Here is a 19,820-nt window from a genome sequence, read left to right on the forward strand (position 1 = left end):
AATCTCACATCGCGATCTCCGCCTCCGAGATCGGCTCTGGAACGACAGGGCGCGGCGTGGCATGGCTTCGCTTTCGCCACGAAGGACCCATTTCCCATGCGCACCCTGTTCACCGAAGCGGACATCCGTGCACGGGCTGACGAGCTGGCCGCAAGCATCGTCGCCGATCTGGGCAAGCGGTTCGTCCTCGCGCCGGTCCTGACAGGCGGGTTCATCTTCGGAGCCGACCTCGCGCGGGCGCTGGTGAAGGCCGGCGCCGATCCGGAGATCGATTTCGTGCAGCTCGCCTCCTACGGCCACGGCCGCGAAAGTTCGGGCCTCGTCCGCGTGGTGAAGGATTTCACCCTGGATCTGGCCGGCCGCACGGTCCTCCTCGTCGACGACGTCCTCGATTCAGGGCGCAGCCTCGCCCATGGCCAGACCATGCTGCGGGAGCGCAAGGCCGCCCGCGTGGCGATCGCGGTCGCTGTCCGCAAGGACAAGGAACGCGCGGTCCCGGTCGATGCTGACTACGCCCTCTTCGAAGCACCGGCCGACGCGTTTCTCGTGGGCTACGGCATGGACGACAAGGGCCTGCAGCGCGGGGTACCGACGATCGGCGCCCTGAACGGTTAGCCGCTCCGGCTGGCCTGCCGACGGGACTATCGTGCCTCATCTGCACCAGGCGGGGATGGTTCGGCGAAACCGCGATTTCAATTTTGTCGATCGAGCGCCGTTGGTGGGTCGTCGGGGCGGACCCTCAAGGCATCGAGAAGCTCCTGCGCCGAGGCAGGCGGTTCGAGGCCGCGCTCCCTCACCCGGCGGAGGAGCTCCTCCCGGCCGAGGGTGCGGGCGTGGTGCGCGAGCTTGGCGATCAGGTGCGCCTTCAGGGCCTCGGTGTCGCCGTTGAAGGGGTCGTCGAGATTGGCGCGCTTGATGCGTTCGTCGCGTTTCTTGCGGGAGGCTTTTTGGCGGTGGTTGCGGGGCATTTTCTGGTCTCCCGGCGGGCGGGCTGGCCGCCTAGGGTTTGTTGTGTCTCACGGCGCGCGGCGCCTCCGACGGGGCGGGCTGGCCGCCCGGCGTCCGGTCGGACGCTTGGTTTCTCCGCGGCGCTGTAGGGCGGATAGCTTTAGGACGCACGCGGATGGCCGCTTGCGGGGTGCGGGGACGAGGCGCGCCGCCTGACCACGGCACTTGCTGATTCTCATTCTAGGGGTCCGCCGTGGTCTGAAGGAGCTCAAACCACGAGCGACGCGCCTCACCGGTGGCAGACGATCCCTCGCACGGCCGAACATCAGCTCACGCACGAAGGCAGCCGTCACGGACAGCTGACCACCGGCCCGTATCCGTCCGGTGATGACCGTCAACTGTCCGACGCGAGGTGCCAGGGCAGCAGCTCGTGGACCTTGTTCACCGGGTGGTCGGCGATGCGAGTGAGGACATCGGTGAGCCAGGCTTGCGGATTGACGCGATTGAGCTTGGCGGTCTCGGTGAGGGTATAGATCGCAGCAGCACGGTCACCTCCGACGTCGGACCCGGCGAAGGTCCAGTTTTTCCGTCCGACGGCTATACCGCGCAGAGAGCGTTCTGCGGTGTTGTTATCCAACTCGCATTCTCCGTGCTCAAGATAGCTCCGCATGCGCTTCATCCGTCCGAGGGTGTAGCGGATGGCCTTGGCCAGCTCACCCTTTCCGGGCAGCTGCGGAAGGGTTTGGTGCAGCCAGGCCTCGAGGTCATCGAAGATCGGCTCGGCCTTCTCCTTGCGGATGGCGACACGGGTGGCAGGGCTCTTGCCGCGAGCCTCTTTTTCGACCGCGTAGAGCTCTGCAATACGCTCCACCGCCTCCTTCGCGATAGGTGAGCCCGTGCTCTTGGCGATGTCGAACAACTTTCTGCGGGCGTGCGCCATGCACGCCACCTCGACGATCTCCTTGCCGTAGATCTTGTCGTACCCGCCGTACCCATCGGCGTGCATAAAGCCTTCGAAGCTGCGAAGGTGATCCTTCGGCCTCTCGCCCTTCCGGTCCGGTGAGTAGCGGTAGAAGGCAGCAGGTGGTGCCGGTCCCGCCCAAGGTCGTTCGTCTCTAACATAGGTCCACAGCCGCCCGGTCTTGGTGCGCCCCCGGCCAGGGTCGAGGACCGGCACCGGCGTGTCATCAGTGAAGAGCGCCTCGCCGCCCAGTGCGTGCTTCCCGATAGTATCGACCAGGGGGCGAAGCAAGCGCGAACACTGGCCTACCCAGTCCGCCATCGTTGAGCGATCGAGATCGATGCCCTCCCGGCCGTAGATCTGCGACTGGCGATGGAGGGGAAGGTGATCTGCGTACTTTGAGACCAGCACGTGAGCCAGGAGGCCGGGACCCGGCATGCCGCGCACGATGGGCAGGCTCGGCATCGGCTTCTGGGCGATCGTCCCGCAGTCGCGGCACGACAGCTTGGGTCGCACGTGCCGGTGCACCACAAAGCGTCCGGGGACATAGTCCAGAACCTCGCGGATGTCCTCACCGAGGTGCCTCATCGGCTTGCCGCAGTCCGAACAGGCGCTCTGCGGCTCATGGACCACATCCTGGCGCGGCAGGTGCTCGGGCAAGGGTTTGCGCCTTGGCTTCTTCTTCGGATCGGCACTCTCTGAAGAGGCAGGGTCGTCCGAAGAGGCTGATGCGCCAGCTTCTGCAGCTGTCTCTTCAAGATCCTCGATGCCGAGTTCGAGCTGATCCAGTCCTTCGCTCTTCGTTCCGAACCTGTGCCGCCGAAGGATGGCGAGCTGGTGCTTGAGCTTCTCGATCTCGAGCGCCTGGTGGACGACCAGACCCTGCAGGGCCCCGACGTCTTCGGGGAGATCGGAGGGAGGCTTCGTCGGCATACGCAACACTTGAAGCGCTTCGCCGCCCGATGGAATCAACGATGTCAAAGAGCAAGGTGACGAAGCGGTGAGGCTACACCACCCGGGTGGGCTGGCGAACCGCGGGCGGCACTCGCGTCAGCCGCCAGTCGATACCGTCGAGAAGCGTTGCGAGCTGGGAGCCCGAGATCGAGATCTTCCCCTCCTTCGCCCTCGGCCACACGAAGCTGCCCTTCTCGAGCCGCTTGTAGAAGAGACACATCCCCTGACCGTCCCAGAAGAGCACCTTCACCCGATCGCCCGACCTTCCCCTGAAGACGAAGACGTGCCCGGAAAGAGGGTTCTCCTTCAAGACCGTCGCGGCCTGAGCGCTCAGCCCGTCGAAGCCGCGGCGCATGTCCGTCACTCCAGCAGCAAGCCACACCTTCGTTCCCGACGGAAAGCTCAGGCTCACGAGCGCATTGCCTTCATCAGGGCCGCGAGTCTTTTCACCGGCGTCTCCGCAGGCAGGGACAACCGGCAGCCATCGGGGAAGCTGACCTCAATGCGTTCGGCGATCGACGGCTCCGTCACTGGCTTAGGCTTTACTTGCTATCTGGTGCGCCATTTCGCCGACAGTCACTGCGCCTGACTGCAGATCAACGATGCAAGATTGACCACACCCCGGGTTGGAGCAGTGACCTGCCGCCTTTCCCCATAGTATTTTTGCGTCGCGCTCTGAAATACCCACAGATCAACTACTACCGCACCCGCTCCTTCTCCTCTTCATCCCCCTGCCCTTCGCCGTTCGGCTCTTCCACCCGGCTTGGGTCTTCGGGGATGAATTCGAAGGCGAGTTTTTCGTCCTTGCCCAGAGTGACGCGGACGACGCCGCCGTGGCGTAAGGAGCCGAAGAGGATTTCGTCCGCGATCGGCTTTTTGATGTGCTCTTGGATCGTCCGGGCGAGCGGTCTTGCGCCCATTTCCTCGTCGAAGCCGCGCTCGGAGAGCCAACGCGTGGCCTCGTCGGTGAGTTCGAAGGTGACGTTGCGGTCGGCGAGCTGGGCCTCGAGCTGGAGGACGAACTTGGCGACGATGCGGTCGATGATCGGCTTCGACAGCCCCGCGAACGGAATGACCGCGTCCAGACGGTTGCGGAATTCCGGCGTGAAGAGCTTGTTGATCGCCGTCTCCTGCTCCGACTGCGCACGACCACGGCCAAAGCCGATCTCCATGCGCCCGGCATCGGCGGCGCCCGCATTCGTCGTCATGATGACGATGATGTTGCGGAAGTCGATCTTCTTGCCGTGGCTGTCCGTGAGCTGACCGTTGTCCATCACCTGGAGGAGGATGTTGAAGATCTCCGGGTGCGCCTTTTCGATCTCATCGAGCAGGACGACGGCGTGCGGGTTCTGGTCCACGGCATCGGTCAGAAGGCCGCCGCCCTGGTCAAAGCCGACATAGCCCGGAGGCGCACCGATCAGACGGCTGACGGTGTGCCGCTCCATATATTCGGACATGTCGAAGCGCAGGAGCTCGACGCCCATCATCTTGGCGAGCTGCTTCGCGACCTCGGTCTTACCGACGCCGGTGGGGCCGGCGAAGAGGTAGTTGCCGATGGGCTTGTCCGGCTCGCGCAGGCCCGCACGGGCGAGCTTGATCGCGGCGGCGAGCTGGTCGATCGCCTCGTCCTGGCCAAAGACCACGCGCTTGATGTCGGCATCGAGGGCCTTGAGACGCTCTGTGTCCGACTTCGAGACGGATTTCGGAGGGATGCGGGCCATGACCGCGACGATCTCCTCGACCTCGTGGGTGCCGATCTCCTTGACGCGCTTGTCCTCGTCGAAAAGCATCTGGCGGGCGCCAGCCTCGTCGATGACGTCGATGGCCTTGTCCGGCAGCTTGCGGTCGGTCATGTATTTGGCCGACAGCTCGACTGCGGTTTTGATCGCTTCGTCCGAGTACGTCAGGTTGTGGTGCTTCTCGAACGCAGGACGCAGGCCGCGGAGGATTTCGATCGTGTCCGGAACGCTCGGCTCCATGACGTCGATCTTCTGGAAGCGGCGTGAGAGGGCGCGGTCCTTCTCGAAGTGCTGCTTGTACTCCTTGAAGGTGGTCGAGCCCATGCATTTGAGCGTGCCCTGCTGGAGGGCGGGCTTGAGGAGGTTCGAGGCATCCATCGCGCCGCCGCTGGTCGCGCCTGCGCCGATGATGGTGTGGATCTCGTCGATGAAGAGGATCGCGTGGTGGTGCGCCTCGCACTCCTTGATGACGGCCTTCAGGCGCTCTTCGAAGTCGCCGCGGTAGCGGGTGCCGGCGAGGAGCGCGCCCATGTCGAGGCTGAAGATCGTGGCTTCGGCCAGGACCTCGGGCACCTGCTCGTCGACGATCTGGCGGGCGAGGCCCTCAGCGATGGCGGTCTTGCCGACGCCGGGGTCGCCGACGAAGAGCGGATTGTTCTTGCGCCGGCGGCAGAGGATCTGGATCGCGCGTTCGACTTCCTTCTGGCGGCCGATGAGCGGATCGACGTCGCCCTTGCGGGCCTTGTCGTTGAGGTTGACGCAGTAGGCCTCGAGAGCCTCCGGGCCCTGCTTGGCCTGCGGCTCTTCCTCGTCCTCGGTCCCGCGGGGGGCCTTGGGCTGGCTGACGCCGTTCTTGGCGAGGCCGTGGGAGATGTAGTTCACCGCGTCATAGCGGGTCATGCCCTGGCTCTGCAGGAAATAGGCGGCGTGGCTTTCGCGCTCGGCGAAAATGGCGACGATGATGTTGGCGCCGGTGACTTCCGCCCTGCCCGACGTTTCGACGTGGATCAGCGCGCGCTGGACGACGCGGTGGAAGCTGGTGGTGGGCTTGGCCTCGTCCAGCTCCTCGACGATGAGGTTGGCGAGGTCGTCCTCGATGTATTCGGTGAGGGTTTCGCGCAGCTCCGAGAGATCGACGGCGCAGGCGACGAGAAGCGCCTTGGCGTCGGGGTCATCCAGAAGTGCGTAGAGAAGGTGTTCGAGGGTGGCGAGCTCCTGACGGCGCTCGGTTGCCATGGCGATTGCCTGGTGGATTGCCCGTTCGAGACCTGATGCGAAACTGGCCATGGGCTACTCCTTTTCCATCGTGCACTGAAGAGGGTGTTCGTTGCGCCGGGCCAGTTCAAGGACCTGCGCCACTTTTGTTTCGGCAACCTCGAAGGTGTAGATGCCGCAGATGCCGACGCCCGTCTGATGGACGTGCAGCATGATCCTGGTCGCGCTCTCACGGTCCTTGTTGAAGACCGCCTCGAGCAGCCACACCACAAATTCCTGCGGCGTGTAGTCGTCATTCAGCAGCAGAACCTTGTAGAGGTTCGGCTTTTTCGTCTTTGGCTCGGCTTTGGTGATCGTGCCCGTGCCGTAGCCGCGTTCGTCGTCGCGTTCTTCGCTCATGCCGCCCTGAGAATATCGATGTCCGTCGGAGGATAGTATCTGGTTCTTCGCCGCATCATCGCAACCCGTTGGTTAACGGATGCGGGAACGGCCAGTGGATTGTGATGGGGTTCGTTGTCCAAGAGATAGGGACGGCCAGCACGTCTTTGAAGGGCTGGGCGAAACTGTGCTAGCGCTAGCGGTTCCTAAGAGGAGGCCCGGCCGATGCTGCTGCGCCGCATGTTCAAGCATGTCAAAGGCCAGAACTGGCTGGCAGTGGCTATCGATTTCGGCATCGTGGTCTTCGGGGTCTTCGCGGGCATCCAGCTCGGCAACTGGAACACGGCGCGGCAGGACCGGGCAGAGGAAGCGGCTTTCCTGAGCGAGCTGCATGGAGAGCTCTCGACCGGAGCGAGTGTCTACAGGGACAAGCTGGCGGCGCGCCTTGCCGTTCAGGAGGCGATGGGATCGGCGCTCGAACTGCTGAGCGGAGAGACGCCTCCACGCACACTCACCGATGAGGAGTGCATGGCCATAGGCGGCAGCTTCATCTTCAGCCTCGGCAACGCGGCACTGCCCAGCCTTGACCGTCTGCAGGCAAATAATCGTGTCGGGATCATCCGCGACGAAGAGCTGGCCGAGGCGATCGCGCGCCTGAGCCAGGTCCTGAAGACGATGAGGGAGCGGACGGACCTCCTGCCCAAGCCAGTCGTTCTATCAGACCGCTATCCCGAAGCGGTGCAGGTCATCGCCTATATCAGGCCGGCGCCGGAGCAGGTGGACGGAACCGAGGTCACCGTCCACTACGCCTGTGACCTCGAAGCTATGCGGGCGGCGCCCGGCTTCTTCAGCGCGACGTCGATCAATTTCGACCTTTACGACGGTTTCCTGCGCGACGTGGTGCAGCCCTACTCCGCCGCGTTCGAGAAACTGCACGAGGTTCTCGATCAGGAACTGGGGACGGAGCATGAGCGCCCCGCGGGCCGGACGCCCTGATCTCTCGGCTTATTCGTCGCCGTAGAGGTGCCTGTCGAGGAAGCGGACATAGGCCTTCGACGCCGTGATGCGGTTGTCCCGCTTCTGGAATCCGTGGCCTTCGTCGGGAAAGAGAACGTATTCGACCGGCACGCCGTTCTTGCGCAGCTCCTCGACCATCTCGTCGCTCTCGACCTGCAGGACGCGGGGGTCATTGGCACCTTGAACGATCAGGACCGGCTTGGTGACCTGGTCCGCGAAGAAGAGCGGCGAGATGCGGCGGTGACGCTCCCGATCCGTGGCCGGATCACCCATCTCGTCGTAAAGGCGCGTGCGAAAGCTGCCCCACCATGGCGGGATCGAGCTGAGCGTGCGTTCCCAATTGGTGACGCCGAAGATGTTGATGCCGGCATCGAACACCTCCGGGTGGAAGGCCAGAGCGGCCATGGTCATGTATCCGCCATAGCTGCCGCCCATGACGACGATCTTGTCCGGATCGACCCAGTCGAGATCTTCGAGATAGCCGCGTGCCGCGACGATGTCCTTGAGATCGACGTCGCCGTGGCGCCTGTCATCGAGGTGGTAGAAAGTCTTCCCGTAGCCGGACGAGCCGCGGTTGTTGGCCGCAAGGACGCCATACCCGTTGTTGACGAGGTGTTGCACCATCGGGTTGTAGCTGGCGCGGCTCTGCCCGCCGGGGCCACCGTGGACGAGGACGATGGCAGGGACCTTGTTCTTCGCACTGGCCGCATGTGGCTTGTATTGGATCGCGGGGATCTCGAGCCCGTCATAGCTCGGATAGCGGATGACCTCTGCCTCGACCAGGTGATCGGGGTCGATCCGGTCTCGGAGGGCGTCGGTCAATTGTTCCGCCCGGCCGCCAGCGCCCATATCCATGGTCATGATATTGGCAGGCGTGGCGCTGGTGCTGCTGAGGAGTGCGACCTTGCGCTCGTTTGGCGTGAAGCGGACCTGGCTGAGGTTCGAGCGACGGATATTGCCGGGGATGCGGACTTCCCTGTTCCGCATACGGTCGAAGATCGTCGCCTTCGTCGTGCCGTCCTCGTTGATCGCGCTGACGCGGTAGCGGCCGCTGGGCGAATAGCTGACATAGGAAACGTCCCACGGCTCCGCGATCAGGGTCGAGCTGGCGCCCCGCCGCAGGTCGATGGCGACGGCCTGCTCGAACTCCGAACCTGCATTGGTGCCGATGATGAGACGCTCGCTGCGCGGATCGAAGGCGTTGATCGAATGGCTGATATCGCCCTCGTGCTCGGTCAAGAGGCGCGGCGCGTCGTTGCCGTCGAGATCGATGAGATAGACGTCATTGTCTGCCGCGCCCTTCTCGAGGACGCCAGCGGCCATGGTGCCATCCGGGCTGACCGTCAGCTGGCCCAGCTTCATGTCGTTCTCGAACAACCTCTCGCTATCGAGGCTGAAGGCATCGTAGCGGTAGATGTCGAAGGCGGAGCTGTCGCGGCGATTGGTCGAGACGAAGAAGCCGCGCTTGCCGCGCTCCCAGCCGAGAAAGTCGGCTTTGACGTCCTTGCCGGGGGTGAGGTCGATAACGAGACCGTCGGGACGCTGGAGATAGAGGTGGTTGAGCTCGTCCCCGCCATTGTCGGCTGAATAGATGAAGCTCTGGTCGTCGGGCATCCAGCTGACCACGAAGATCGAGCGGTCGCGCGAACGGGTGAGCGGTTGCTTCTCACCGGTCTCGGTATCGAAGCGGTAGGCGTTGAAGATACCCGTCTCGTCCGAGCTCATCAGGAGGTAGCGGCCATCTGTGGTCCAGGCACCGCCCGGCCCTGCGAGGCGGTAGCGCGCGGTCTCGAAAAACGCCTCAGCCGGATAGATCGGCACTTCCTGCGCTTCGGCGATCGCGGAGAGCGACAGAACGGCGGCAGCGATGCCGGAAAGCATGGATCTCACGGAAGGACCCTCCCTAGACGTTGCCGCCTTTATGGAGGGTTCGGGCAAATTCGCAAAGCTTCCCCGCCCGGCCTTTCGCATTGGCCCCAAAAAGAAAACCCCGCCGGCGGGGCCGACGGGGTTCGACGCAACTTGGTGCGCTGATGCGGCAGGCGCTTAGCGCTGCTGCATCAGCTCCACGAGGGCGCTGTAGCGCTTGGAAAGCGGCTGGGCAGCGTCCTTCGCGGTGGCAATCATCATGTCGCTGACCTTGTTGGCCTGCGAGATCTGGGCTTCCATCGAAGCGCGGAAGAGCTCCGCCTGAGCTTCGAAGAACTCTTGCGGGGTTTTCGCTTTCGTCAGCGACTGGAACTTCTCCGAAGCAGTCTCGAACTGCGACTTGGCGTAGTCGACGTTCTCTTGAGCCACTTTCTCGAAGCCTTTCGCAACGGTCGAAGCGGCCTGCATGACAGCTTCGGTGTTCTCTTGGGCGAAGGTGCCCATCTGGCTCAGGCCTTTGGTCATGCGCTCGACGCCTTCATTGATGGTCGTCTGGGCTTGGTTGGCAGCGGTGAAGACCGTTTCTTCAGCTGCCGCTTTGGTTTTGCGCGTGGCGCTCATGGTGTCACTCCAGTGAATTCGTTCGTTTGGTTCACCGACCCCCGCCCCTTGAAAGGTTCCCTGACGGCGGCCAGCGGCATGAACGCTGAATGAACTCCATTCGCCTCATGCTGCGCTGCAACATATGCAGTGTTTCGCGCTTCGTCAAGGGGTCTTGCTGCGCTGCACAAACACGTTTTGCGTGTTTTCTGGACCCGCTCACAAGTCCGCATTTGGCCTGCTCTGTGCAGGGCTCATTAAGACTTTGATTAGGACGTTTCGCATAGGCTGGAAACCGTGATCGTGTCGCTTTTGCAAGGTGCAATCACAGCGTGGTGAGCTTAGCTTAACTCTCGGGTTTTCGGGGCGGATTTGGATTGATGCGCAGTCTTCTTGGCGTTGTCGGAGCATTTTGTATCGCGGTGGCCGGTCTTGGCCTCGGGGGCGTCGCTCAGGCGAACCCGAAATACGCGGCCTTCGTCATGCATGAAGGGACCGGCGATGTCCTTTTTTCACGCTACGCGGACTCGCGCCGCTACCCTGCGTCCCTGACCAAGATGATGACGCTTTATGTCCTGTTCGAGGACATCGAAGCGGGGCGCATCAAGCTCGACGACAAGATCAAGGTTTCATCCTACGCCGCACGCCAGCCCGCCTCGAAGCTGGGCCTGCGGGCTGGCACCACGATCGACGTCGAGACGGCGATCGAAGCCCTCATCATCAAGTCGGCCAATGACGTCGCCTCGGCCGTGGCCGAGCATGTCTCCGGCAGCGAGGTGGCGTTTGCCCGCCGCATGACACGGACGGCACGGGATCTCGGCATGCGCTCGACCAGCTTTCGCAACGCCTCCGGCCTCCCCAACAGCCGCCAGGTCACGACAGCACGCGACATGGCCAAGCTGGCCCAGCGTCTGCGCCAGGATTTCCCGCAGTACCAACCGTATTTCCAGAAGAAGAGCTTCACCTGGAACGGACGGACCTACCGCTCGCACAACAAGGTGGCGCTCTATTACGAAGGCGCGACCGGGCTGAAGACGGGTTATACCCGTGCCTCGGGCTACAATCTCGCCACTACCGCCGAGCGCGACGGGCACAAGCTGATTGGCGTGGTCCTCGGCGGACGGTCAGGCGCGACCCGTGACCGGCACATGCGTGATATCCTGACCCGCAGTTTCGCCGCCATCAAATCGCGCCCCTCCCGGATCAAGACGGCCTATCTGCGCACGCCGGTCCCCGCGCTCAAGCCGGGCCTGACCAATGTGACGCTGGCCAGCGCGAGCCTCGACCCCGACTTCGTGACGGCGGATGATCTCAACTTCCAGGTCCTCGCCCAGGCTGTGTCCAACATCGACGTGACTGCGGAGGCCGAGATCGGCCAGGGCGATACCGATGCCGACGATCCTCGGGACTGGTCGGTGCAGGTCGGCGCCTACCGCAAGCAGGACCAAGCCCTCGCCCGCCTTGCGGAAATGGCGAACCAGATCTCCGGCATTGCGCCGAACGCCGACCGTGTCGTCGTTCCCAATGTCAGCCGCGGCCGCACCCTCTACCGCGCCCGCTACGCCAGGGTGACGGCCGGAGAAGCCGAAGCGGTCTGCGACCAGCTCAAGCGCCAGCGCCAGGACTGTCTCGCGCTCCCGCCGGGCCGCTGAAGCCAGGAAACAGACAAAAAAAGCCCGGCTCGCGCCGGGCTTTTTTTCATAAGAAGTTCGCCTGATCAGGCTTCGCCGATGGCCGAAAGGTAGAGATCGAGGAGCGCCTCCTGCTCCTGCCGGTCGGCGCGGTCCATCTTGCGGAGGCGAACGATCTGGCGAACGACCTTGGTATCGTAGCCCTCGCCTTTCATCTCGGCATAGACCTCCTTGACCTGGTCCATGATCTCTTTCTTCTCTTCCTCGAGGTTCTCGACCCGTTCGATGAAGAGGCGCAGGCGTTCGCCCGCGACGGTTTGGGTGCCTTGCGGCTCAAAGCCTGCGCTGCCGTCAGCCATGCCGGTTCTCCTGAAACACTGCGGATAAATCCTGAGCCCCGAGGTTTCCCGGTCGAAGCGGGTTCCGGCAAGCGCGGGTTATCAACATGGTTATGTCTCGGGAGCGCGGCCGGGACTTCGGGAGCTTCGCGCCTCCTCCGGTGTTCCCTTCAAAAAAGGAGAGCACCTATGGCTGACAAGAACCGACCGAGCATCAAGGACGAAGAAACCTACGAAGCCCTGCGCGAGGACGGTGCCAGCAAGGAGAAGGCGGCGCGCATCGCGAACGCACAAGCAAGTGACGACATGAACCCGTCAGAGAAGGGCGGCAAGGCGTCGAACCTCGAGGACCGGACGAAGGACGAGCTCTATGCACGGGCCCAGGAACTGGACATCGATGGCCGTTCCAAGATGGACAAGGACGTACTGATCGACGCGATCAGGAACCACTGACCGGCGGCACGGTCGGCTCATCGAAGCCGAGGGCCGCGTCAATGACGTAGAGCGGCCTTCGCTTGGTCTCCGTGTAGAGCCTGCCGAGATACTCGCCGATGACCCCGAGGATCACGAGCTGCAGGCCACCGAGGGCAAGGACGGCGACCATGATCGAGGTGTAACCCGGCACGTCCGCGCCGAAGATGGCATGGCGGGCGATCAGGATGACGCCGTAGACCATTGCCAGCGTCGCGATGACCCCGCCGAGATAGCCCGAGATCCTGAGCGGCAGGGTGGTGAAGCTGGTAATCCCGTCGAGGGAGAAATTCCACAGCCGCCAGAAGTTGAACTTGCTCTTGCCCGCCGCGCGCTGGGGGCGGGCATATTCGATAATCGCCTGCTCGAAACCGACCCAGGCGAAAAGGCCCTTCATGAAGCGGTTGCGCTCGGGCAGCCGGTTGATCGCAGCGACGACACGGCGATCCATGAGGCGGAAATCACCGGCGTTCGGTGTCATGTGAATGTTCGTGACCCGGCCCATGATACGGTAGAACAGGCTCGCCGAAGTCTTTTTCAACCAAGTGTCCTCATCCCTCCGCCTGCGGACGGCACAGACGACGTCGTAACCCTCCCGCCACTTCTCGAGCATCTCGGCGATCAGCTCCGGCGGGTCTTGGAGGTCGGCGTCGATCGGGATGACCGCCGCGCCGCGGGCGTGTTTGATCCCGGCGGAGAGAGCGATCTCCTTGCCGAAATTGCGCGAGAAGCGGATCGTCTTCCAGCGCCGGTCGCGGGCGTGGATGGCCGCAAGCGCCTCGAAAGTGCCGTCGCTGGAGCCGTCGTCTATGCAGATGACCTCATAGGTCTCTCCGATACCCTCGAGGACATCGGACAGCCTTTCATGGAAGACGGGGACCATCTCTTCTTCATTCAGCATGGGGACAATCAGGGAAAGGACAGGCTCTTCGCGAAGCATTGACCGGGCACGCTCCTCGGCAATGTCCCGGACCTTGGCACCCGGCGTTTTCGCAGGACGCGCAAGCCGATCGATGCGTTCGGGCCTGCTCACACGCTCCCCCTCAATTCGCCCGCTGGCCGCAAGGCGATAGCGCAGTTCTGGCGAACCAGTGCCGCCGCCCTGCGATCGCCCGTCCTCTCGGGTTGACCGGTTCCGGGACCCCATATGCTCCGGCCGCCGATCACCAGCGGGTCCACGCCATCTGCGAGAGGCGCCTTGTGCGCGCTGCCTGTGACCACTAGCACGCTGCAAGTTGCAGCCTGCTGCATGACATCCCCCTGTCTTCCTTCCCAGTGCCTGACGCTACAAAGAAGTGGGAAGCCTGACGAGGGTCTTCGGCAGCTATGACTTCATCTGCATGAAGCCGTTATTGGAGCAGGTCATGCTCTTCCTCTGTGGCGAGCTTGAACATTGGCACAGGAGAGGCTTGCCTTTTGCTCTCTCGCCGGGTTCCCTGCCTTTCGGGCACGGGGCGTTCTGGAGGGGATTGTGCGTGAAATTCTCGGGGTCGCGGCGTTTCTGGCTATCGTCACGCTTCCGGGCGCGTGGATCGGCTTCTCCCCCCTGACCAAGGGGTTCTCCGGTTGGGTGCGGCTGGGAATGTCCGTCGCGCTCTCGCCCGTGGTGGTCGCGGCCATTTTCATCGCGGCGAGACTGGCGGGGGTCGCTCCCGGCGACGCGCTTTGGGTTGTTCTCCTGCTCTCCCTTCCAGCCTTGGCCATCCTGTGGCGGCAAAGGAGCGCTTTCGTCTGGCCGCGCGGGAAGGCGCTGGCCCTTTACGCGCTGGGGACCGGGGTGCCGTTGGCCGTGCTGATGGTCGGCATCCTCGACGAGAACACCCGCGCCCTTCGGTCCCACAATTTCCTGCACTCGGATATCGTCAACGGGTTTCTCAACGGTGCGCTCATCCCCGAGGAGATGGCGTTGGCCGGGATCATCAACGGCTACCCGTGGGCGGCCCATGCCTTCCAGGCGGTGGCGAGCCTTGCGCTCGACCTCGCTCCGGCCAGCGCCTTCGTCTGGTCGAATGTCGCCTTCCTGCTCGCGCTCTCGCTGCTGTCCGTTTCTGTGGTGAAGGCGCTGGGCGGCGACCTGCTCGCGCGGGCTTCGGCGCCGTTGTTCATGGCCTTCGCGGTCAACCCGGTCGGAACGGGCCTCAGGCTTCTCACGCCGGAGACAGCGTTCAGCCCACTGACGGGCGATCCGCGCTATTCCTCGTTCCTGCGCAAATTCTACCTCTTCAACCAGATGTCGCTGTCCTATGTCCTCCTGACGGCGATGCTGCTCGGCGTGCTCCTGCCCGATGACAGGATCGGGAGCCGGGCTCGGGCGGGGCTCCTCGCCACCTTGCTTCTCGCGCTGGCCGTGGTGTATCCGCTCTTCCTGCCGGTGGGCCTTGGCGTCATTGGGGCGAGGATCGTCGCGGGGCTCCTCGCCAAGCCCGCGGTGCCGTTGAAGGAGTTCCGCACGGACATTCTGTGGACGTTACTGTTCGTAGGCGGCGCGCTCGGTCTCTTCGTGATCTATTACGCCATCGTGACAGGCGACCGGGTCTCAGGAACAGGCGTCAGTCTCGACATCTCCTACTACGTCCTGCGCAAGGTGCCCCATACGCTGTTCAGCCTCGCCCTCCCCCTCGCCGCTCTCGGCTGGCTCGTCGTCAATCAGTGGCCAGAGCGACGGCGCGAGACGATGCTCTTTGTGCTGATTGCCCTCGGCCTCGGCGCGCTCCACGTCGTGGTGACGATCCCGCACTGGCGGAACGAGTACAAGTTCATCCTCGCGGCAAGCGTCCTGCTGTCCCCGCTGGTCCCGGTGGCGCTCGGCAGCATCACCGCTTCGCTCAACCCCCGGCGCAGGGGGATGCTGTTCGCAGCCGTCTCGGCCTTATGCATCCTGCCCGCGCTCCCCAAAGCCTTCGACTTCGGCTCCCGACCGGAGGGGCTGCTGTCGGTTACGGCGGACGGGACGGACCTCCGCCTCCTGCATCCGCATCCGCTTGCAGGAGTAACAGATTCCATCCGTACAGGGACAGATACCAAGGCGGTCATCGTGGCCCCGGTCCAGGATGTCCACCTTCCCGGCTTCACCCGTCGCGCCGTCTATGCCCCCTATAAGCCCAGCGGCATCCCGCAGGGCATCGGGCTCGAGCTTCGTTACCTATTGCTCTCGGTGAAGGGCCACGACCGGGCGGAGTTCAGGCAGCGCGTCGGAACCCTCGAAGCCTTTTTCAGCACTGACACGGCCCAGTGGTCGCCCGCCCTCCAGCGCATGGAGCGTCTTGGGCGTCCCCTGGCCATCGTGATCGAACAAAGCCAGCCCTACCCCAGCCGCACATGGCTTGAAGCCAATGGCTTCGCACGCCTCTACGCCGATCAGGATTACGCGCTCTTCTACCGCCCAGAAGTGCCAGATGACCGCCGCAGGCGAAACTAACCCCGATGAGACGGACCCAAGCAGAGCGAAACACCAAAAGAGGGGAAATGGCGCACCGGGGAAGATTCGAACTCCCGACCCCGTGATTCGTAGTCACGTGCTCTATCCAGCTGAGCTACCGGTGCTGAGCGCTCGCCTATGCCGCATGGGATCGAGGGATGCAAGCGGGTCGGGCGCTAAAATTCGCGTCTTTCTTGGAATGTTGTGCCCGGCGGGGTGGAAATCGTTCCTGGCCGGGCCTCGGCAGGTAGGGAGGCTCCGCCGGTTGGCGGGCGGCAGGGTTATCGAACCCGCCTGCCGTCGGCGTCTATGATGAGCTCGCCTTCCTTGTTCTCGTAGGGCCCGGCCGGCCATCGATCGAGGAGGTCGAGCACCGTCTCCGACGGACGGCAGAGCTTTACGCCCTTCGGCGAGCAGACGATCGGCCGGTTCACCAGCACCGGATGCTCGACCATCGCATCGAGGATCGTCTCGTCCGAGACGCCCTCTTCGAGGAGGCCCAGCTCCTCAGCAGGGGAACGTTTCTCCCGCAACGCCTGACGCAGGGTCAGGTCCGCGGCGGCGAAGAGGCCGAGGAGCTGCGGGCGGGTCCAGCCGGTCTTGAGATACTCGATGATGACGGGATCGTAGCCTGCATCCCGCACGATCTGCACGACATTGCGCGAGGTGCCGCAGTCGGGGTTGTGGTGGATCACGATCATTCTGCGGGCTGCTCCCTCCGGGCCTTGGCTTCATTGATCTCGAAGCGGTGCCGGGTTCTGTTGGCGAAGGCAACGAGGCTCAGCATGACAGGCACTTCGACGAGGACGCCAACCACCGTGGCGAGGGCCGCCGGGCTACCCAGCCCGTAGAGGCTGATCGCAACGGCCACCGCAAGCTCGAAGAAATTCGACGTCCCGATAAGCGCGCAGGGCGCGGCAACCCTGTGAGGCACACGGAGCGCGAAGGCCGCACCGTAGGCAATGGCGAAGATGCCGTAGGACTGGATCAGGATGGGCGCGGCGATGAGCGCGATCACGAGTGGGCGTTCGAGGATCACGCTTCCCTGGAAGCCGAACAGAAGGACCACGGTGAGGATGAGCCCTGCTGGGCCAACATGCCTGAGCCTCGCCTGGAAGGCTTGGACGGCCCCCTCGCCTTTCCTGAGAAGGACACGCCGGGTCACGGCCCCCGCCGTCAGCGGCAGGACGACATAGAGGACGACGGACAGGAGGAGCGTCGTCCATGGAACGGCAATCTCCGTCACGCCAAGAAGGAAAGCCACGATCGGCGCGAACAGCACCACCATGATCGCATCGTTCACGCTGACCTGGGCGAGAGTATAATTCGGATCACCCTTGGTCAGTTGCGACCAGACAAATACCATCGCCGTACACGGAGCAGCGCCGAGCAGAATGAGGCCCGCAATATAGCCTTCGGCGTCGGCAGGCGGGATGAGTCCGGCAAAGACATGACGGAAGAACAGGACGCCGAGCGCGGCCATGGTGAAGGGCTTCACGACCCAGTTGACGGCGAGCGTGACGAAGATGCCCTTGGGCTCCTTCGCGACCTGCCTGAGCCCGGCCCAGTCGACCGCGATCATCATCGGATAGATCATCGCCCAGATCAGCAGCGCCACTGCGAGATTGACATTGGCGACCTCGAGACCCGCAAGGCCCGCGAAGAGACCGGGGAAAAGCTGGCCGAGGAGGATGCCAAGCGCGATCGCGGATGCGACCCAGAGGCTGAGACAACGCTCGAAGATACCCATGAAGTGCGTGCCTTCCTTGTCGACCAGCGCCAGCTAGTCCACAGACGCCATTATTTCAATGCTTCCTGAATTGTCGCAGAATCGTCACGGGTTCTTGCAACCTTTTGCAACCCCGCGCAATTCTGCCGCATGGTCCAGTCGGAAGCAGACACGGTTGCCCAGCTCAACGCCCTCGCCCAGCCGACCCGGCTCGGCGTGTTCAAGGCGCTGATGCAAGCCGGTCCCGACGGGGTCAGCGCCGGTGAACTCGCCCGCAGCCTCGACGTCGCGCCCAACACGCTGAGCGCGCATCTCACCGTATTGTGCCGGGCCGGGCTGACCAGCCAGCGGCGCGATGGCCGCAGCATCATCTACACGGTCGAAATCCCGGTGGTGACGAGCATGATCGACGCGCTGGTCAATGATTGCTGCGCCGGCCATCCCGAGGCTTGCGCCCCGCTCCGGCGTGCTCAGGAGACGGGCTGCGGTGACGCTGGCACCGGTCGCGCATCCTGACCCTTGGCGCGGCGCCTTAACAGGTCTACCGGGCGGTCATGACCGTTCTCATCAGCCCCTCCATCCTCGCTTCGGATTTCTCCCGCCTCGGTGACGAGGTGAAAGCCGTCGATGAAGCCGGCGCCGACATGATCCATCTCGACATCATGGACGGCCACTTCGTCCCGAACATCACGGTAGGCCCCGACGTGGTGAAGGCTCTTCGCCCGTTGTCGAAGAAGACTTTCGACACGCACCTCATGATCGCGCCGAACCCGGCCTATATCGAAGCCTTCGCCGAGGCGGGTTCGGACATCATCTCCGTTCACCCCGAACCCGATCCCCACATTCACAGAACGCTGCAGTCGATCCGCAATCTGGGCAAGAGGGCCGGTCTGGCGATCAACCCCGGCACACCCCTCGAGGTCATCGAGCCCCTTTACGAGCTGTGCGATCTCATTCTCGTGATGTCGGTCAATCCCGGCTTCGGTGGCCAAAAGTTCATCAGCGCGTCCCTCCCCCGGATCGAGCATATCCGTAGGCGGATTGACGACCTTGGGTTGCAGACCATCCTCGAGGTCGACGGTGGCATCAACGCAGAGACCGCGCCCAAGGTCCTTGCGGCCGGCGCACATGCACTGGTGGCCGGCACGGCCGTCTTCCGCTCGGGCCTTGGCAGCTATCGCGAGGCCATCGACACGCTCAGGGTGTCGGCGTCGGCATGATCACGAATCGGAAACCATACCGAAAGGCATGTGTCTGAAACTGTAACTACCGCTATCAATGCTTTCGGATTGTGACCGACTCTGATAGGGCACGGTTGTGAATGGGGAAGGCCAGCATGTTCTGGAATAGAAGGAAAAATGCTGGCCAACCTGCGGAAAAGCATGAAGATCCGGTCTGTCGCGAAATCGATCTTGACTGTGAACACCTGCTGGGACGCAGACCCCGCTCGGTGAACCTCGCCATGACCCGCCAGATGATCGAGGGTGAGAGCGTCCTCGTCACAGGCGCGGGCGGGACGATCGGCTCCGAGCTCTGCCGACAGATCGCGCGCCTCGGGCCAAGGCAACTTATCCTTGCCGATAATGGCGAGTTCAATCTCTACTCCATCGAACGGGAACTGACCGAGGACGGCTTCGGCGAGGTGCTGGTCCCGCAGCTGGTGGATGTGTGCCAGCGCGACCACGTGATGGGCCTTTTCAAGGCCTCGAAGCCTTCGGTGGTCCTTCACGCTGCGGCGCTGAAACACGTGCCGATCGTCGAGATGAACCCCTGTGCGGCGGCGCTGGTCAACGTTCTCGGGGCGAAGAACGTCTTCGATGCTGCGACCGAGTTCGGTGCACGGACGGTTGTCTTCATCTCGACCGACAAGGCCGTGAACCCCTCCTCTTTCATGGGCGCGACCAAGCGGCTGGCCGAACTCTACGCCCAGGCTCTCGATGTCGCCCAGACCGATACGCGGTTTGTCACCGTGCGCTTCGGCAATGTTCTCGGCTCGACTGGCTCCGTGGCCCCCCTCTTCATCCGCCAGATCAAGAATGGCGGCCCGGTGACGGTCACGCACCCCGACGTCCAGCGCTACTTCATGACGACCCAGGAGGCGGCGAAGCTCGTCCTCAAGGCAGCGTCGCTTGAGAGCGAGAACGGCGTTCTCAGCAATGACGGCCGTATCTTCGTCCTCGACATGGGCGATCCTATCAAGATCGTGACGCTGGCCGAGCGCATGATCGAGGCCGCGGGCCTGCGTCCCTACAAGGACATCGACATCACCTTCACCAAGCTGCGGCCGGGTGAGAAGCTGTTCGAGGAAATCTTCCACTCGCTCGAGAAGCTTCTCGAGACAGGTACGGATGGCGTGCTGCTGGCCAGCCCGACGATGATCGACCTACCGCTCCTCGTGCCCCGGTTCTCCGACGTCATCCGCTACGCCCGCTCTGGCAAGGCTGACGCGCTGCTCGAAGCGGTGCATCACTTGGTGCCGGAATTCAAAGCCGATGCTGCCGGTGTCGGCGCGGCAGAGGCAGCAAACGACGCCATCAAAAAGGCGGTCTGAG

20 protein-coding genes and 1 tRNA gene are annotated in these 19,820 nt (G+C 63.5%); 8 read left to right on the forward strand and 13 right to left on the reverse strand.

All coding sequences use genetic code 11. The features are described from left to right. Positions 1-96: 96 nt before the first annotated feature. Positions 97-615 (forward strand): phosphoribosyltransferase, encoded by a 519-nt coding sequence (locus IE053_RS13275; RefSeq protein ID WP_189576759.1) that lies wholly within the window; start codon positions 97-99, stop codon positions 613-615. A gap of 77 nt (positions 616-692) precedes the next feature. Here IE053_RS13275 and IE053_RS13280 read toward each other — a convergent pair whose 3' ends face one another. From IE053_RS13280 to clpS, 6 genes are all read right to left on the reverse strand, one after another. Next, the gene (locus IE053_RS13280; RefSeq protein ID WP_189576761.1) at positions 693-968 is read right to left on the reverse strand and encodes a hypothetical protein; all 276 of its coding nucleotides are present in this window, start codon (positions 966-968) and stop codon (positions 693-695) included. A gap of 374 nt (positions 969-1,342) precedes the next feature. Then, positions 1,343-2,842 carry an IS66 family transposase gene (gene tnpC, locus IE053_RS13285; RefSeq protein ID WP_189576763.1) on the reverse strand — a complete coding sequence of 500 codons (1,500 nt, stop codon included), beginning with the start codon at positions 2,840-2,842 and terminating at the stop codon, positions 1,343-1,345. Between the two features lie 73 nt (positions 2,843-2,915). After that, positions 2,916-3,275 (reverse strand): IS66 family insertion sequence element accessory protein TnpB, encoded by a 360-nt coding sequence (gene tnpB / locus IE053_RS13290; protein ID WP_373302875.1) that lies wholly within the window; start codon positions 3,273-3,275, stop codon positions 2,916-2,918. After that, the gene (locus tag IE053_RS14605; protein ID WP_268249067.1) at positions 3,272-3,394 is read right to left on the reverse strand and encodes a hypothetical protein; all 123 of its coding nucleotides are present in this window, start codon (positions 3,392-3,394) and stop codon (positions 3,272-3,274) included. The genes tnpB and IE053_RS14605 overlap by 4 nt, the downstream gene beginning before the upstream one ends. Before the next feature lie 167 nt (positions 3,395-3,561). Next, positions 3,562-5,889: an ATP-dependent Clp protease ATP-binding subunit ClpA gene (gene clpA, locus IE053_RS13295; RefSeq protein ID WP_189576765.1), complete on the reverse strand. Its 2,328-nt coding sequence runs from the start codon at positions 5,887-5,889 to the stop codon at positions 3,562-3,564. 3 nt (positions 5,890-5,892) lie between these two features. Beyond that, positions 5,893-6,216: an ATP-dependent Clp protease adapter ClpS gene (gene clpS / locus IE053_RS13300; protein WP_189576767.1), complete on the reverse strand. Its 324-nt coding sequence runs from the start codon at positions 6,214-6,216 to the stop codon at positions 5,893-5,895. Positions 6,217-6,420: 204 nt separating this feature from the next. On the opposite strand from clpS, the gene IE053_RS13305 reads away from it, so the two are divergent. Continuing rightward, entirely contained in the window at positions 6,421-7,191 is a 771-nt protein-coding gene (locus IE053_RS13305) for a hypothetical protein (protein ID WP_189576768.1), read from the forward strand. Positions 7,192-7,200: 9 nt separating this feature from the next. Here the strand turns inward: IE053_RS13305 and IE053_RS13310 are convergent, their stop codons facing one another. Both IE053_RS13310 and IE053_RS13315 read right to left on the reverse strand, forming a co-directional pair. After that, a complete protein-coding gene (locus tag IE053_RS13310; RefSeq protein ID WP_189577018.1) occupies positions 7,201-9,093 on the reverse strand; it encodes a S9 family peptidase in 1,893 nt (630 codons plus the stop codon). Between the two features lie 165 nt (positions 9,094-9,258). Next, complete coding sequence (locus IE053_RS13315) at positions 9,259-9,702, reverse strand: phasin family protein (protein WP_189576770.1); 444 nt, start codon at positions 9,700-9,702, stop codon at positions 9,259-9,261. 359 nt (positions 9,703-10,061) lie between these two features. Here IE053_RS13315 and IE053_RS13320 point away from each other — a divergent pair, with 359 nt between their 5' ends. Further along, a complete protein-coding gene (locus IE053_RS13320; RefSeq protein WP_189576772.1) occupies positions 10,062-11,333 on the forward strand; it encodes a D-alanyl-D-alanine carboxypeptidase in 1,272 nt (423 codons plus the stop codon). 65 nt (positions 11,334-11,398) lie between these two features. On the opposite strand, the gene IE053_RS13325 is transcribed toward IE053_RS13320, so the two are convergent. Further along, a complete protein-coding gene (locus tag IE053_RS13325) occupies positions 11,399-11,671 on the reverse strand; it encodes a DUF2312 domain-containing protein (protein ID WP_189576774.1) in 273 nt (90 codons plus the stop codon). A 168-nt stretch (positions 11,672-11,839) separates the two neighbouring features. Between IE053_RS13325 and IE053_RS13330 the strand changes: the two genes are divergently transcribed. Continuing rightward, the gene (locus IE053_RS13330) at positions 11,840-12,103 is read left to right on the forward strand and encodes a DUF7218 family protein (RefSeq protein WP_189576776.1); all 264 of its coding nucleotides are present in this window, start codon (positions 11,840-11,842) and stop codon (positions 12,101-12,103) included. Here IE053_RS13330 and IE053_RS13335 read toward each other — a convergent pair. Beyond that, the gene (locus IE053_RS13335; protein ID WP_229786226.1) at positions 12,090-13,154 is read right to left on the reverse strand and encodes a glycosyltransferase family 2 protein; all 1,065 of its coding nucleotides are present in this window, start codon (positions 13,152-13,154) and stop codon (positions 12,090-12,092) included. The two genes, IE053_RS13330 and IE053_RS13335, sit on opposite strands and share 14 nt — an antisense overlap. Before the next feature lie 438 nt (positions 13,155-13,592). Between IE053_RS13335 and IE053_RS13340 the strand changes: the two genes are divergently transcribed. After that, entirely contained in the window at positions 13,593-15,539 is a 1,947-nt protein-coding gene (locus tag IE053_RS13340) for a hypothetical protein (protein ID WP_189576778.1), read from the forward strand. A gap of 48 nt (positions 15,540-15,587) precedes the next feature. Here the strand turns inward: IE053_RS13340 and IE053_RS13345 are convergent. The 3 genes from IE053_RS13345 to arsB all read right to left on the reverse strand — a co-directional run bounded on the left by IE053_RS13345 (position 15,588) and on the right by arsB (position 17,289). Further along, positions 15,588-15,664 (reverse strand) — tRNA-Arg (locus tag IE053_RS13345). Between the two features lie 156 nt (positions 15,665-15,820). Beyond that, positions 15,821-16,240, reverse strand: a complete 420-nt coding sequence (gene arsC / locus IE053_RS13350; protein ID WP_189576780.1) for an arsenate reductase (glutaredoxin) — start codon at positions 16,238-16,240, stop codon at positions 15,821-15,823. Beyond that, on the reverse strand, positions 16,237-17,289 hold the full coding sequence (gene arsB / locus IE053_RS13355; protein ID WP_189576782.1) for an ACR3 family arsenite efflux transporter: 1,053 nt from the start codon (positions 17,287-17,289) through the stop codon (positions 16,237-16,239). Before arsB ends, arsC begins: the two co-directional genes overlap by 4 nt. A gap of 129 nt (positions 17,290-17,418) precedes the next feature. Between arsB and IE053_RS13360 the strand changes: the two genes are divergently transcribed. From IE053_RS13360 to IE053_RS13370, 3 genes are all read left to right on the forward strand, one after another. Next, entirely contained in the window at positions 17,419-17,784 is a 366-nt protein-coding gene (locus tag IE053_RS13360; RefSeq protein ID WP_189576784.1) for an ArsR/SmtB family transcription factor, read from the forward strand. Positions 17,785-17,822: 38 nt separating this feature from the next. Further along, positions 17,823-18,488: a ribulose-phosphate 3-epimerase gene (rpe, locus tag IE053_RS13365; RefSeq protein ID WP_189576786.1), complete on the forward strand. Its 666-nt coding sequence runs from the start codon at positions 17,823-17,825 to the stop codon at positions 18,486-18,488. A 242-nt stretch (positions 18,489-18,730) separates the two neighbouring features. Next, complete coding sequence (locus IE053_RS13370; RefSeq protein WP_189576788.1) at positions 18,731-19,819, forward strand: UDP-N-acetylglucosamine 4,6-dehydratase family protein; 1,089 nt, start codon at positions 18,731-18,733, stop codon at positions 19,817-19,819. The last annotated feature ends 1 nt before the right edge of the window (position 19,820 follow it).

Origin of the sequence: Parvularcula lutaonensis (genome assembly GCF_014651915.1) — a bacterium.
Lineage (GTDB): Bacteria > Pseudomonadota > Alphaproteobacteria > Caulobacterales > Parvularculaceae > Parvularcula > Parvularcula lutaonensis.

Bases quoted from the DNA above. Each gene is read 5' to 3' on its own strand.
- arsB (WP_189576782.1), bottom strand. From the start codon at position 17,289: ATGGGTATCTTCGAGCGTTGTCTCAGCCTCTGGGTCGCATCCGCGATC.
- IE053_RS13360 (WP_189576784.1), top strand. From the start codon at position 17,419: ATGGTCCAGTCGGAAGCAGACACGGTTGCCCAGCTCAACGCCCTCGCC.
- tnpC (WP_189576763.1), bottom strand. From the start codon at position 2,842: ATGCCGACGAAGCCTCCCTCCGATCTCCCCGAAGACGTCGGGGCCCTG.
- IE053_RS13315 (WP_189576770.1), bottom strand. From the start codon at position 9,702: ATGAGCGCCACGCGCAAAACCAAAGCGGCAGCTGAAGAAACGGTCTTC.
- IE053_RS13325 (WP_189576774.1), bottom strand. From the start codon at position 11,671: ATGGCTGACGGCAGCGCAGGCTTTGAGCCGCAAGGCACCCAAACCGTC.
- IE053_RS13320 (WP_189576772.1), top strand. From the start codon at position 10,062: ATGCGCAGTCTTCTTGGCGTTGTCGGAGCATTTTGTATCGCGGTGGCC.
- IE053_RS13275 (WP_189576759.1), top strand. From the start codon at position 97: ATGCGCACCCTGTTCACCGAAGCGGACATCCGTGCACGGGCTGACGAG.
- IE053_RS13310 (WP_189577018.1), bottom strand. From the start codon at position 9,093: ATGCTTTCCGGCATCGCTGCCGCCGTTCTGTCGCTCTCCGCGATCGCC.
- IE053_RS13280 (WP_189576761.1), bottom strand. From the start codon at position 968: ATGCCCCGCAACCACCGCCAAAAAGCCTCCCGCAAGAAACGCGACGAA.
- IE053_RS13370 (WP_189576788.1), top strand. From the start codon at position 18,731: ATGACCCGCCAGATGATCGAGGGTGAGAGCGTCCTCGTCACAGGCGCG.
- clpS (WP_189576767.1), bottom strand. From the start codon at position 6,216: ATGAGCGAAGAACGCGACGACGAACGCGGCTACGGCACGGGCACGATC.
- arsC (WP_189576780.1), bottom strand. From the start codon at position 16,240: ATGATCGTGATCCACCACAACCCCGACTGCGGCACCTCGCGCAATGTC.
- IE053_RS13330 (WP_189576776.1), top strand. From the start codon at position 11,840: ATGGCTGACAAGAACCGACCGAGCATCAAGGACGAAGAAACCTACGAA.
- clpA (WP_189576765.1), bottom strand. From the start codon at position 5,889: ATGGCCAGTTTCGCATCAGGTCTCGAACGGGCAATCCACCAGGCAATC.
- rpe (WP_189576786.1), top strand. From the start codon at position 17,823: ATGACCGTTCTCATCAGCCCCTCCATCCTCGCTTCGGATTTCTCCCGC.
- IE053_RS13305 (WP_189576768.1), top strand. From the start codon at position 6,421: ATGCTGCTGCGCCGCATGTTCAAGCATGTCAAAGGCCAGAACTGGCTG.